Source organism: Algibacter sp. L4_22 (assembly GCF_023473045.1).
GTDB lineage: Bacteria > Bacteroidota > Bacteroidia > Flavobacteriales > Flavobacteriaceae > Algibacter.
The window spans coordinates 116,183-130,750 of the sequence record NZ_JAMCOK010000006.1 but is presented as its reverse complement, the minus strand read 5'-3'; the positions used below and the strand labels follow the sequence as shown (position 1 = coordinate 130,750).

Here is a 14,568-nt window from a genome sequence, read left to right as displayed (position 1 = left end):
TATTTATTACGCTTTTTTTAATAAAGAAAATCTATCATATCATATTCTTTGAAAGAATCTATTTATGTTTAAACTGTTAGTGTTTTTAAGGATATTCTTTATAAAACATGTGTTAACAAACAGTCTTAAAATATTTGCTATAAGAAAAATATAAGCTCTATTCTACTCATATTTATAAATCACAGTAAACAACCTATTAAATTAAGTTAGCTATTGCCTAAAATATAAAGTTTTATTGGTAATGGTGTTGAAAATAGATTTAATAGAGATAATTAAAAAGTACATAACTAAATATATTAAATTATTAAATCCAGCTATATTGAATACCTTTTTTTAGAGTTGTATAATGAATTTTATTAACTTTTTCTTTCCAAAAAGCCTTGTGAAAATTATGGCTTATGTAAAGAAAAAGTTAATTTAAAAATAGATAATGAGTAAGTTATTAGAAAATAGATTTTAACTTTTTTTAGAAATTAACCTTTTAAACCAAGATTGCTTCACTTCGTCTTCTCCATAGCCATAGCCATAGCCATAGCCATAACCTTTTTTAACATCTGTTCCGTTTATTACTACAGACATATTTGGAATTCTTTTTTCGATATATAATTTCTCAGGAACATCTAAAAGGTTTTTGTCTAAATAATTAGCACGAACAATATAGATAAACAAATCGGCTTTAGATGCAATTTGTAAGGTGTCTGTTACCATGTTTACCGGTGCCGTATCAACAATTACATAATCATAGTGTAGTTTTCCGAAAGTTAAAGCCTCGTCAAATCTTCCATTTATCAAAAGTTCCGAAGGGTTTGGAGGTACCATTCCAGACTGAATAAGATCGAATGCGCCATTTTTAGCGGGCTCTATAATATCTTTTATTTCAATACTGTTATCTGCCATAAAAACGGATAACCCCTTATCTGTGGTTGTCATATCTAAATATTCTGCCACTTTTGGTTTACGTATATCCGCACCAATAAGGAGTACTTTTTTATTAGACATCGCAAGAACGGTTGCTAAATTAATAGCTACAAATGTCTTTCCTTCACCAGGAATAGTAGAGGTAATATATATGGTTTTAGAGTTGTCTTTCAAATTACCCAACATAAAATTCATATTGGTTCTTAACATCCTAAAGGCTTCGGCAATATTTCCTCTATCAGACTTTGTAAGGATTTTATTTTTCTCTAAGGTTTTTGGAATATTACCTATAATAGGCGCTTTTAAGCTGTTTTCTACATCTTCTTGATTGTGTATTTTAGTATCTAACATAAATACTATGGATATGATAACAAAAGGTATAAGCAAACCTAAGAACAATGCTATAGCATAAATCATTTTTTTGTTAGGACTTACGGGATCAGAGCTACCGTCTGCCGAATCAATAAGCTTGGCGTTTGGAACAGTTACCGCTAGAGAAATTGAATTTTCTTCTCGTTTTTTTAATAAGAATAAATAGAGTGTTTCAACAATTTGCTGTTGGCGCTGTATGTCTCTAAATTGACGTTCTTGTTTCGGTGCCGAGGTTATTTTGCTATCAATACGTTTTTCCTGAGATTGTGCTTGCCCTAAAGAAATCGTTAAACTTCGCTTTAAATTGACTAAACCTTGATTTATACTATTATACAATTGCGCTAATTGTGCATTCAAATTTAGAAGGATGGGATTGTTTTTTCCAGAACTTTGCATGAGTCTATTGCGTTCTAGCAATAAGGTGTTGTACTGGGTGGTACTGGAGTTCACCTGGTTAGAATTAAGGCCTAAATTTTCTGGAATTAAATTATCAGAATCAGAGCTCATATTTTCCATCACATAATCTACCAGTTTCAATTGGGTTCTTAAATCAATAATTTGTTTTCCTACTTCAGAGTTGGTCTGTAAAACAATACCAGTTTCAGTAGCAATGTCCGTTAGTTTATTACTTGTTTTAAAGTTTTCAGCGGTTTTATCAACCTGTGTTAAATCACGTTCTATAAGCTCTAACCGTTCGTTAATAAAGGTATTGGTATTATTACCTATCAAACTTTTATATTCTATGGCATCCTTATTATATTGTAGGACTAATTCATCTAAAATACGTTCTGCTTTTATTTTTACGGGGCTCCTTAAAGTTAGTTGTAAAATACTTGCTTTTTTATTCCATAAACTCACATCAATACTTTCTCTATAGCCGTTAGCGGTATCTTTTATAGGAGCTGTATTAACAATATAAACCGTATTAATATCGGCTTCTGTAATTTGTTTTGGTGTAATAATCAGTTCACCATCGGTGATCATAATTTTTTCACCGTATGTATGGGTTACTGTTGGTGTATCTGCACCATGCGATAATTCAAATTTTGTATCAGAAAGAATTTTAACAGTAAAAGATGTTTTACGCCCAAAAAATGTAGAATCTTTAATAAAAAAAGCCGTTTTAAAAGGAAGATCTTCCTTATAGATTTCTTGATCTATGACATTTCCTTCTTTAAAATAGCTAATATTGAGCTCTAGTTTGTTCACAACGCGGGTCATTAAACTTCTAGAGGTTAAAATACCCATTTCATTCTCAATATTTTTAGAATTACCTCCACCTAGGCCTAATTCTTCAAAGGCAGCCAGTTCTGTAGGTAATCCACCACCATCTTCATTATCAATCAAAATAGTTGTAGAAATCTCGTAGGAGTTTGGGGTGTAGCGCAAATAGAAGTAAGCGCCCATTATGGCAAGAAAAAGCCCTAATACAAACCACTTCCAATAGGTTAAGTATTTTTCGATTTTTTGACGAATATTAATGTCCTCGTCGTCGTCGATAAACATATAATCTTGAAATTTTTCTTTATTTTGCATATTATATTATATTAAGATTAGGGACAAAACATTAATAAGTAAGAGAACTGGAACTATTATACCTGTATTCGGGTTATATATTGGTGTATTAAGTAGGATCCGATTAATTGTCATAGTTGAGAGATGTATTTTTTAAGAGACATAGTTTATATTGCCTAAATAATTTCATGAAATCGAGGTATTGTAAATAATCAAAGACAAAATGGCTTAATATTTATGGTGGATCATTTGTTAATACTTAGTATTTATTTTTATATATAAGGTTTATACCGTTGTCAGGTTATTTAATCAGAACAACTACGTCCTCTCTAAAATTTAGTTTTTTTAGAATTGTAGATGCTTATTTGGTTACAATAATAGTATTTTTAGAAGTGAATACTACGTTTTTTTTCTTTTTTTCTTTGTACATTAAAAAACATCGATGAAAACTCAAAATATAGTTTTTAATTGCTCAAGAACAAGTTAATATGTTCTAATATATAAAATACAGTTTTATTTATTAAATCTTGTATTTAGTGTTTTTTTGATACATTAAATAGCGCTTGTAGTTTTTCGACAAATACATAATATACAAATTTTGTATTCCCAACTAAATATCTACGCCACATGCGTTTGGGTTCTTTTACCAGTCTATAGAACCATTCCATACCCAAATTAAGAACCCAATTTGGGGCTCTGTTTACGGTGCCGGCATAAAAATCGAATACGGCACCTATTGAGCATATTACGTTAGTATGGAGTGCATCTTTAAATTCTTGCCCCCATTTTTCTTGTTTAGGAGCTGTCATGCCTATAAAAAGAATGTCTGGAGAAAAAGCATTGACTTGAGTGATCATTTCATTATTATCTTCCTTGCTAAATGTTGCTTTATAAGGCGGTGAATAACTTGCTACGTTTACGGAAGGAAACTCTTGGGTAACTCTATTTTCAATCAATTTTAAGGTGCTTTGAGAAGCTCCTAAATAAAATACCTTTAAGCCTTTTAAATGGGCTTCAGAAAGCAAGTATTGGTGGATGTCCCAACCAGCAATTTTTTTAATTTTTTTACCCCCTAATAATTTAGAGGCTAGTACAATGCTGGTACCGTCAGGCAGTAGTAAATCACTAGTATTTAGTATCTCTGCAAACTGTGGGTCTTTTTTAGCCATACAAAAGGAATAGGCATTTATAGTACTTATAAAACATTTGCTATCCGTTTTTATGTCTGAAAGCGGTTGGCTATAAATTTTGTTTTTAACGATATCTGTTAAATTCATATGTGTAAGGACTTTATTAATTGATTTTGAGATTTTATTATAGTATTTTATAAGGCTGTAATAGGAGGTTATTATAATAGAATTTTACCTTTATTATTACAGAGGTAACGTTGTTATGCAGTAAAAAAAACACGAACTATGAAAGTCTCAAAGGACTTTCGGAATAGGCGATTACCAGCAATAAATTATACGCGGCGTGGCTGTTACACAACTAAAAAAATCATGAAAAAACCTTTTTTAATCAATCGGTATAAATAATAAGTATTTGATTTATAGGAGTTTTTTATTTTGAATAATCTAAAATATATCGATTTATTTAAAATAATAGGTTGTGCAACAGTTACTGGTGTTACCATACGTTTTGTTTAAATAATAATTTTAAAATTCAATAATTAATTTAGTTTAACTTTTTTGACATTTAATTTTTTACCTAGAAATATAAAATTCAATAGACTATTCAATTCAATAAGTTTCGAAATCCAAACAGATAGGTAGCATATAGGAATTGATATTATTAAGCAAATGAAGAAAAGTAAAATTGGGTTAATGTCATCAAAGATTTGTGTATGAGAATTTATAGTCAGTTTTGCTAAATGAAATTGAATTACATATATTCCTAAAGAGTATTGTCCAAAAGTCATTATTTGCTTTGAAATAAAAGGGTTCCATTTAAACTTAATAGTTAAATTTAAAAAGAGGATAAAAGAAAAGGTTGAAATAATAAGTTTTAATATATCATCATATATTGTTCCTTCAATTTTCCAGTGTCCGATTAGTGTTATAAAAAGAATAAAACTTGAAGCAAAAACCCATTTATTCATAACTAATTTTTCAAGCATTGAATATTTTGATATAAAAACAGCCATATAGAAAAATAAAGTATATAAAAATAAGGATGAAAAATTTTTATTTTCACTAATAAGACTATAAATAATAGTTAATACTGATATAAAAATAAAAATTAAAATATCTTTTAAAATATTATTACTTTTATTTTTCAAAGAAGAAATCCAAACAAAAAATCCGTAAAACAAAAATATTTCAAATAAGGTTTTTAAAAACCAAAGGTTAGGATACGTAATTGTATTAATAATGTCATTCATTTTAATTGAATTCCATTCTTGACTAAAAAAGAATAATGGCATATGGAATGAATATATAATATTAAAAATAGAGCTTTTCATTCCTCCTTGAATTTTATTAAATTGTATAATGTGACCAATTACAACAAGCATGATTGCTAGTCCTCTTATTTGGTCTATATATTCTAATCTTTTCTTCATAACTCAATATTATTTTTGTTTGGTTAAAATGTATGGTAACGTCTAATAATGAGAGGCCATACAAGAAATGAAATAATAATTGTTAATAACGCTAAAAAAGTTAGATCTATTTTTGTTATTAAATCTTTAAACCTATGCAAAATGTGCATCTCTTTTTGCCATACAAAAAGAATACACATTTATAGTATTTATAAAATACTTGCTATCCGTTTGGTTCATTATTTTCAATACCACTTGATTGTTGTAATAACTCGTGTCTCTTTTGTTCTTCCGGGTTAAATCTTAATTTTATAAATTTTGCAGGGTTACCTCCTACAATTGCGTAAGGAGTAATATCCTTTGTAACAACAGAACCCGCTGCAATTATAGAACCTTTTCCTATCTTAATTCCAGACATAATAATGGAGCCATAACCAACCCACACATCATCATCTATAATAACTTTTGAATGTATACCTTTCCAATTGTAATCCTGATCTCTAATTTGTGAAGCTAATCTTGTAGGTACGCCTACTTGATGAAAATGATGATCAAATTTACCAACTAAGGCTACATTGTTGCCAAAAATAACATTATTACCAATGAGGGAATCACATTCAATTTGAGAATATCTTCCGATATAAAAATTATCACCGATTATAATTGAATTCTTAGCCCATATTTTTACGCCTCGACCAGAATGAAAGTTATTACCAATTTTATAATGCCGCCATCTAAATTTTACTAAGTATAAATCTCTAAGTTTCTTTATAAACTTTATCATAATTTATTTTAACTTTTCCATTATGTCATCTTTCAAAGTTTTTCGCCCAGATTTTGTTGACAAATATTTTAAACGAGCTTTAAACTTATAAGTATATGTGAAGTATTTTAAAAAATCTTTTTCCGTCTGCTTATCCAAGCTTTTGTTTTTTAAAAAACGAAAATTAGTTTGGGTTTTTTCTAAGAGTTTATATTTGTAGGTATTTATGCCGTTGCAATGGGTACCATCCGGTCCAAATCCAATATTAGCAATTAATGATTCTTTAGGGTACACAGAAATGGTTTTATTAATAAAATGGTTATAGGTCCATCTCACATACCAAGAATCATTAACTCCATTAACGGAGTCTACCAGCATTTTAGAAATATCACTACCGCATTTTTTCTTGAAATTTTTTAAAAGCTCTTTATTTAAATCAATTTCTTTTTTTATTTCAGATTTGTTAAACAATTCTTCTCTCCATCTATTTTGCCAGGTAGCCCAACCCCATGGAAAGGGTCTTGTTTGAAAATAGACATCGTTAACATTCGAATTTATAAGTAATGAAAACCCGTTAATAGATTGAACCTGAGCATCGTTTTTATAAAAATCTAAAGCTTGATTCATGAAATTTAAAAAATTAGGGGATGTTATTAAATCGTCTTCTAAAATAATAACCTTTTCGTACTTATTAACGACTTGTGTAACTCCAGAAATAATAGAATTTGCTAAACCTTTATTTTCTATAGATTCAACTATATTTATAGAGTTAAAGCCTACAATAGTTTTAATATAAGCACGTACTTCTTGTACTTTTACTTTTGAAACTTCATTTTTACCACCATCAGAGAAAATAAACAAATCACTTTCTTTAGCTAAAAAATTATTTTGTAAAGCTTCTACCGTTTGTTTGGTTTCACTTAAACGATTGTAGGTAAATAGACAGATAGGTGCTAATTGCATTTTTTTTATTTGTTTGAAATTTTATTATAAGTAGTAGGGGATATTGCTTTTACATATGCCTTTAAAGCAAATAAAAGCCATTTAGTACCCCAAAATTTTCTACGAAATGTATTATATTCTTTAATATTTAAACCCAGAGGAGAATGTAATAAATTCCATCTTTTTTTGAGTGAGTTCTTAGGATTACACCAACCCTGAATTCCTTCGTTTGGTGCACAAACTGCAATAAACCCTTTAGTTGTATAACAATTAAAACCTTCTTTAATAGCTCTTAAGCCATAATCAAAATCGCCCATACCATGGGTATAGTCTGATGATAAATTACCTAATTGTTTATAAATAAAATCAGGAATCAAAACAAAATTACCATTTATATATGTACACTTTTGTAATTTGCCATTTGGTATAACTGCACCTTCTTCAGTTCTACCACCATAAGAAAACGTATTACTTTTAGTTGAACATTTACAAGCCCCAGTTATTATTGCCGGTTTTTCATCTTCGAGTAATACCTCAGTATAACATTCAAAAAGAGATTTTACGGCATTCTTTTCTAGTATGGTATCATCATTTAACCAGAGGTAAAAATCATATTTTTTTGTGTTAGAAGCTGTTTTCCATGCCAAACGCATTCCTTGATTCCAAAATAAATTACCATTTCCTTTAATGATGTTTACTTTTGGAAATTTTTCTTTTACAGCTTCTTTCGTTCCATCAGTAGAACCATCATTTACTAAAAAAACAGTAAATGAATAACCTTCTGGTATTTTATTTAAGTAAAGAACTTCTAAGCATTCTATTGTCTTATCCTTGCGGTTATGACAAGTTAGTAATATTGCTATTTCTTTAATAATCATTTCATTTTTCTTTTATTAATAAGGAATTCTAGTCTACGATAACGTTTTTCGAAAATACCACGTACCCAGAATTCGAACTGTTTATTATTCATACTCCTAAACTGTTCAGAAAAACACATACTTATCATAATCCAGATAAACATATAATTTAAATCGAAACGACTAAAATCTTCAATCCACGAAAACACCCACCTAAAAGAAACATACACACCCAACATTATGATATAATTGTTTTTAGACTGGTAAATTGCTTTATAAGTCGCCATATAAAAAATCCCAAAATAAACCAACACTCCAATAATCCCAAAATGAGTAAAAACATTTATTATTGATACTTCAGAGTTATATCTTTCTCCTCTTCCGTAAAAGTCACCGTCTCCGAAATAGGGAGACTTATATCCTCTCGATAAAGAGTTCCCTAGCATAACGTAGTGTCCATTTATTGCACTTATAATTGCTTCCTCATAAATAAAAGTTCTGGTGTCTGCATTAAGGTTTTCTTTTTCGTCCTTGTCATAAGAATTTGTTACTTCAATATCTAAAGATTTAGGCAGGTATTCATCAAATTTGAATACATTAAAAACTCCTAAAAGCCCAACAATTAACAAAACAAACGGTAAAAACATTAATACACCATGAGCAATACGAATTATAATTTTACTTTTATAGATATTGGTATATACACTTACCCCCATTAATAGCGCTATTAAATATTTTATTACTGAAGATCTTGCACCTAAGCCACCGAATATAAAAACAAAACTAAAAAAGAGTAAAATGATTAATTTGGTTTTAAATGGTAATGGTTTAATAAATAACGATATAAATAAAATAGGTATTAAATATTTAGCAGGTGCTTCGGGCTGCATAATTGGTAAAAATAAAAAGAAAGCTATTAAGGCTAGCTTAAACCAAATACTTAATGTTTTACTCAATAACTGAGGAGTGGAATATACATAAATAGATAAGCAGAGTAAAAATGCCAATGCATTATTTATTAATGCTTTAAAATCCCAATAACCTTCAGCTAAAACAATACCATTCAAAAATTCAAATCCTATTAATATTAAAAATAATTTTATAAAAAAGGGTGTTGATTGGCCTTTAAAATAAAGTTTTTTGCTTGAAATAAATAATGAAAGAATTGATAAGTATATACCCCACCAAATTACTGTCAAATTACTCGTATCTATATTCAACCATTGTGTAATTGAAACGAAGGTTAAAACAATTATAAGGTAAGGAAGTATTTTATTTTTCACTGTTTATACTAAAATTTAAAATTCATAAATAATTCTATCTTAAAAAACATTTTAATCTATATTTTTTTTATCAAACGGGCCGGATTACCTGCCCAAATTTCATTAGATGGTATATCATTAGCTATTAATGAACAAGCTCCTACAATAGCATTTTCACCTATAATCACTCCTTTTAAAATTGTAGTATGAGCCCCTATAAAAGCATTCTTTTTAATTTCAATAGGTAAATTAATTTTGTTATCTCTGTCTTCTTTATCATCATTCCTTATATTTGAATCTAACGAATGAAAATCTGTGTCATATATACAAACCCCACCACCAATTTTCACATTATCCCCTATTATAATACGTGAATGACAGACAATTGCTACTTGACTAATACCTACATTATTTCCTATCACTAATTCGGCATTTTTATCAACTATGAAAGTACACTTCTGTGGTCGCCCAATAGGATTTCCCTTTAATCCATTATTCATTTTAAAGTTATCCCCAATAGAAAAACTACCACCAATTGCAACCATTACATACGGTATTCCATTAGAACTTATTTTTTTAAATTTCACATTCTGTCCATATAAAATAATTTTACAATAAATCTGTTCAAAATAACAAGTAACAATTTTAATTATTTTCCTTTTTGCTTTTACCAATATGTAAAATAATTTTTGTATCATCTAAATTTTAATTAAATATATTATAAGCTTTAATCTTCTTTGGCTTTTTATACCCAATATTTGATTCTATTATTACCAATAACAAGCCCCTTCTACCTGTTCTGCATTTTTTGGTTTGTCTATTTCCCCTGGCCTTACCCAATGCTCGTTTATTAAATTAGTATAACTCCCTTCTTGTAAATTCCAAACTTTAGTAGCGTATTCAGGGTTATCCCAACGTTTTCCTCTAATGCCAAATAATAGTTGCAAAGCACCTCCTAAATGAACTGCTTTTTTACCACTACGTTTTACATGAGCTGCTAACGGAAAACCATAAGCACCTGCACCTATTAGGCATACATCATAATCTACTTTATCAATTTCTGCTTTCAGATACTCTAAAGCTTCAAACCACGAATTAAATGAACTTTTGCCCCCTATACTTTGTACTGCTTTTATAGTACTTAATTCGAAATCAGGAAGAACCTCTTTATCAAATAAAAGATTTCTCTTTTTATATTGTGCTTCAATAGTTTCACTAAAGGGGTGTACTACCAATACTTTTTTGCCTTTTAAAGCAGCGGTCCAAGGGGTTTTAGACCAAAATGGCTCTAGTAAAAGTAGATGGACATTTAATGAGTTTTTTGACCTATACATATCTACTTGCTTCTCTATGGATAACCACGAACCTAAAACATCAACTTCTTTTATATCCTCTAACATCAATTTGCAAAAACGAGAGATATGTTTTACGTCATTAGGAAAAAAACCTGCATTATTTTGCATACTATACATTAATTTTTTGTTCCACCACCATTGTTCTGTTTTGCCTGTTAAATAAGAACGTGTTTTATATTTATGGTTTTGTATAGCCAAATAATTTAATAACATGGATAACTCAAATGCACCAAAACGGGCAATCATGCAAGGAGCATCAAATAATAACGTGTTATATAAGGCACTAGAAGCTTGTTCTTTGTCCTGAATACCACGCACAAAATAAGAAGGTTGTTTCTTGATTTTTTGATAGATCTTACGGAGTGTTTTGAGAGTGTATATAATTAGGTTATTCATATAAATTTATTTTTGAATATAAATAGATGCATTTATTGGTTAAAAAAATGTGAAATAAGATGTTAAATATATTGAATAAAAACACCTTACCTAAATTTTTCATCTATTTCTAACCCAAAAAAAATGCGCGTATAAGTAAAAAAAATAATGAAACAGAGGCAAATAACGATTATATTTAGTCCTTAAATTTATTTTTATAGAATAATTCATACTGAGTATAAAATAGGTGTTGAGTATGTTTTTTTTAGTTAATTAGCATTATGAAACTCTACTTTATATTTTATAACTCATTAGGACAAAACAAATTTATTTATTACTCGATTTAAGCTTTAATAATTCTATTTGATTTTTTAAAATTTTAGGTATTTTCTTCAATCGATATTCGACCCTGTTTTTAAATGGCTTTGATTGTCTATCGTTCACAAAACCTCGTATGGAGTAATCCATATCTATATTATGTTTTTTGAAAAGAGGTATTATTTCTTCAAACCATCTTCCTTGTATAATTCCTGTGAATACATAAGGTATAATTTCAAAATGATTGAGCTTAATCCAATTTTTATCAACGGAATAAAAATCATCATTATAAATGGCACTTCTTTGAGATCCAAATTCTTCAAATTCCCATGCGTTTTCATAAGACCGCAGATGTTTAAATAGAATTTCTTTTTTCCATAAAGCAGCTTGGCAACTCACTCTATAACGTTGGTTTAATTTTACAGGATTTAGTCCTTTATATTTCTGTTCACTTTCTTTACTAATAAGACCTTGATCTGTTAAATGAATACAAGCTATATCTTCATGTTTACTCATTAATTGAGCATATTCATTAACTATATCATTTTTTACGTTGTCTTTTAAAAAGTAATCCTCTTGCATATACAAAACAAAATCGGTATCAATTTTATTTAAAGCACGTATTAAACATTCACTCCAAGTAATAAGGTGGCCATCTTGTTTTTCTTCAGCAACTTTTAGAGGAATGATATTTAATTCACCATAAGTATAATTTTTATATTCGGTATTTAAATATATTTTACCTTTATAATCGGGCCAATAAATAGAGAATAATTTAAAAAAAGGATCCCAACAGTCTTCAAATTTATCACAGGTATTTACAAGTATCGAATATTGGTTCATAGGGTTGTTTATTTAATTATGAATAGACTTTTATAACTTTGTTTTTGTTTCCCAAAAAGGAAATATAATTTATTGAATGAAATAGGGATAATAATAAAATACATTGATAAGGTCAATACTATTACCTTCATGATAAAGCTTATTGACTGTTGTTCTTGATTAAATATTTTTTTAATTATCTACGCATTAAATCCCAATAGCTACCTTTTAAGCCATGGGAAACATACATTCTTTTTGCTTTTAATCTTTGTTTTATAGAGGCTTTAGGTTTTACATAAAATCCTCTTTTACTGTAATCAATTTTGTAATTAATACTTTCTAAATGTTCTTTTGCATTTTCTAGCCATTGGCCTTTATGCAAACAACCCGCTAAATCATAATTTATAGGTATTACGACGTCTTTTGCTAGACAGGCTAATTTTAGTTTTATTTTATTTGCTCGTTTTGTTCCAAACCATTCAGATGTCCATGGGTTCTCATGTGGCAAGGCCATTTCATAAAGCATTGTTTTTTTCCAAAAAGCTGTTTGAAATGAAAACATATCTTTGGAAGGTGGTATCACGTTTAGAATATCTTTAGAACTGGTTGTTTCAAAGGCTCTATAATTTTGATAATATAGGCAAATAGAGTCTAGATTATGATCTTTAAAATGTTTGAAATACTCTGCCATTTTATCAGTATTTACATCCCCCATAAAGATGAAATCAATCATTAATAGCAAAATATCTTCAGTTTCAACTTTATCTAACCCTTTTCTTAAAGTTTTACCAAAACTACTTTGGTGCCCAACATTTGTACAAATAATGTTTAAATGTGGATGCTTATACGTTTTATTTTCGGTATTTAAATAAATAGCTCCGTTATATTGCGGCCAATACTTATGAAATAGGTCGAAAAAAATAGGCCATAAATCCGAATAGGCATCCGATGAACACACAAAAACAGAGAGGTTTTTCATTTATAATTTGGTTTTATATTTAGAGTATACATTGTTTAATATGGTTTTAGCCATATTTTTTTCATAGTTTGTTAAGCCGATAAGGCCAACAACAATAAAAAAGAAGATGGTACTAACTGCGAGTACGGTTATAAGCCTTAGAAAACCTTCTGGCATAAAGTGATTAGGAATAGCTGTTAATAATAGGACTATTAAAAAAGATAGAATACACTTTAATATCACATCTTTAAAATATTCTTTAATGGATAAACCACATTCTTTTTTTGCGAAAAATAGTGTAATTAAACCGTTAGATAGGGAGTAAATGATAAATACAAAATATAGGGCGTAGGGTGGGTAACCCAAAGTAAACAGGATATAAGCTGCTATTAAAGGTAAAAAATTGATTATAGCAGTATAGGTTTGGAACTTTCGAATATTGCCAACGGCTGCAATTGACGATATTAATGTGATATAGAGTTGCTCTATTAAATTCCTGATTAAGACTAATTGGCAAAATATGATGGCGTATTCTGGGACTTCTTTAAGCCAAAAGCCAAATATATAGGGCATTTCTAGTATAACAGGTACATAAAAAATAGTTAAAAGAAAAAAGCTAAGTTTACTACCAATAAAAGAGGCTTTAAGCATGAGGATTCTGTCTCCAGCACCTTCGCTTTTTGCTATTAGAGGATTCAAAGCTTTAAGCATGGTTCTTGCAAACGTACTTAACTGGCCACTTACTTGTGCAGATACACCTTGAGCCGCATTTACGGCTGTGCCAAAAAACATGTTTATAACAATACCTTGGCCGTAATTAGTTAGGATGCTGCTGGAGGAGCCTAAAAAACTCCAACCAGCAAAACCGGTCATTTCTTTAAATAACGGTTTGTTAAAATATTTTTTTAAATTGATATCTACTTCTTCATATTTTCTATGACAATAAATTTGGCGTACAACCATTAATACTATGGATAAGGAAGCCATTAAAAGCCCATAGACATAGAGTCTATCAAAAATAGTATAGGTTATAAATAGAGCAATGGCCAATTTTAATATGGTTTCTCCAATACGCAAAATGGCAACGAATAGCATGTTTTCGTGCGCATTAATTATAGCGTCATAGGGTACAGAAATAATGGTAAAAAACGTACTTATTATTAGAAATTGATAAATAAGTTTAGCAACATCCAATCGTTCAGGTGCAATTTTTAAAATCCCATTAAATAGAAAATATCCTACGATTTCCAATAAAATAATGACAATAATGGCAATCAAAAAATGCAATACTAAACTTATGTTGAAAATATTTTTTTGCTTTTTAAAATTGCCCTCGCCTTGCGCAAAGGACATAAACCGTTGTGAAGCTGCCGCCATGGCCGTATTTAAAAAAGTAAGCATGACGATGGCACCACCAACAACATTGAATATCCCAAAATCTTCAGCCCCTAAAGCAGCTAAAACTAAACGTGTTGTGTATAACGACATTGATACGGTAATACCCATTTGTGCGTATAAAATCCCTGTGTTTTTAGCTACGCGTTTTGCTTCTTTCATGTATGGTTTTAGTTT

At 29.3% G+C, this 14,568-nt stretch carries 11 protein-coding genes and 2 pseudogenes; all 13 read right to left on the bottom strand.

Translation table 11 applies throughout. From position 1 onward, the window contains the following. Positions 1-456: 456 nt before the first annotated feature. The gene (locus M4I23_RS15725) at positions 457-2,826 is read right to left on the bottom strand and encodes a polysaccharide biosynthesis tyrosine autokinase (protein ID WP_249755047.1); all 2,370 of its coding nucleotides are present in this window, start codon (positions 2,824-2,826) and stop codon (positions 457-459) included. Between the two features lie 512 nt (positions 2,827-3,338). Then, on the bottom strand, positions 3,339-4,082 hold the full coding sequence (locus M4I23_RS15720; RefSeq protein ID WP_249755046.1) for a WecB/TagA/CpsF family glycosyltransferase: 744 nt from the start codon (positions 4,080-4,082) through the stop codon (positions 3,339-3,341). Positions 4,083-4,474: 392 nt separating this feature from the next. Continuing rightward, entirely contained in the window at positions 4,475-5,365 is an 891-nt protein-coding gene (locus M4I23_RS15715) for an acyltransferase family protein (RefSeq protein WP_249755045.1), read from the bottom strand. A gap of 265 nt (positions 5,366-5,630) precedes the next feature. Further along, positions 5,631-5,804 (bottom strand): annotated as a pseudogene (locus tag M4I23_RS15710) (DapH/DapD/GlmU-related protein); the annotation flags it as partial. Between the two features lie 120 nt (positions 5,805-5,924). Then, a pseudogene (locus tag M4I23_RS19965) lies at positions 5,925-6,128 on the bottom strand (hypothetical protein); the annotation flags it as partial. 3 nt (positions 6,129-6,131) lie between these two features. Further along, on the bottom strand, positions 6,132-7,070 hold the full coding sequence (locus M4I23_RS15700; RefSeq protein ID WP_249755044.1) for a glycosyltransferase: 939 nt from the start codon (positions 7,068-7,070) through the stop codon (positions 6,132-6,134). A 5-nt stretch (positions 7,071-7,075) separates the two neighbouring features. Beyond that, on the bottom strand, positions 7,076-7,927 hold the full coding sequence (locus M4I23_RS15695; RefSeq protein ID WP_249755043.1) for a glycosyltransferase: 852 nt from the start codon (positions 7,925-7,927) through the stop codon (positions 7,076-7,078). Next, the gene (locus tag M4I23_RS15690) at positions 7,924-9,189 is read right to left on the bottom strand and encodes a hypothetical protein (RefSeq protein WP_249755042.1); all 1,266 of its coding nucleotides are present in this window, start codon (positions 9,187-9,189) and stop codon (positions 7,924-7,926) included. The genes M4I23_RS15695 and M4I23_RS15690 overlap by 4 nt, the downstream gene beginning before the upstream one ends. Positions 9,190-9,245: 56 nt before the next feature. After that, positions 9,246-9,866 carry an acyltransferase gene (locus tag M4I23_RS15685; protein ID WP_249755041.1) on the bottom strand — a complete coding sequence of 207 codons (621 nt, stop codon included), beginning with the start codon at positions 9,864-9,866 and terminating at the stop codon, positions 9,246-9,248. Between the two features lie 72 nt (positions 9,867-9,938). Then, positions 9,939-10,919 carry a hypothetical protein gene (locus tag M4I23_RS15680; RefSeq protein WP_249755040.1) on the bottom strand — a complete coding sequence of 327 codons (981 nt, stop codon included), beginning with the start codon at positions 10,917-10,919 and terminating at the stop codon, positions 9,939-9,941. A 306-nt stretch (positions 10,920-11,225) separates the two neighbouring features. Next, positions 11,226-12,059, bottom strand: coding sequence for a hypothetical protein (locus M4I23_RS15675; protein ID WP_249755039.1), 834 nt, complete (start codon positions 12,057-12,059; stop codon positions 11,226-11,228). Positions 12,060-12,234: 175 nt separating this feature from the next. Continuing rightward, complete coding sequence (locus M4I23_RS15670; RefSeq protein ID WP_249755038.1) at positions 12,235-13,017, bottom strand: hypothetical protein; 783 nt, start codon at positions 13,015-13,017, stop codon at positions 12,235-12,237. Beyond that, the gene (locus M4I23_RS15665; protein WP_249755037.1) at positions 13,018-14,553 is read right to left on the bottom strand and encodes an MATE family efflux transporter; all 1,536 of its coding nucleotides are present in this window, start codon (positions 14,551-14,553) and stop codon (positions 13,018-13,020) included. Between the last annotated feature and the right edge of the window lie 15 nt (positions 14,554-14,568).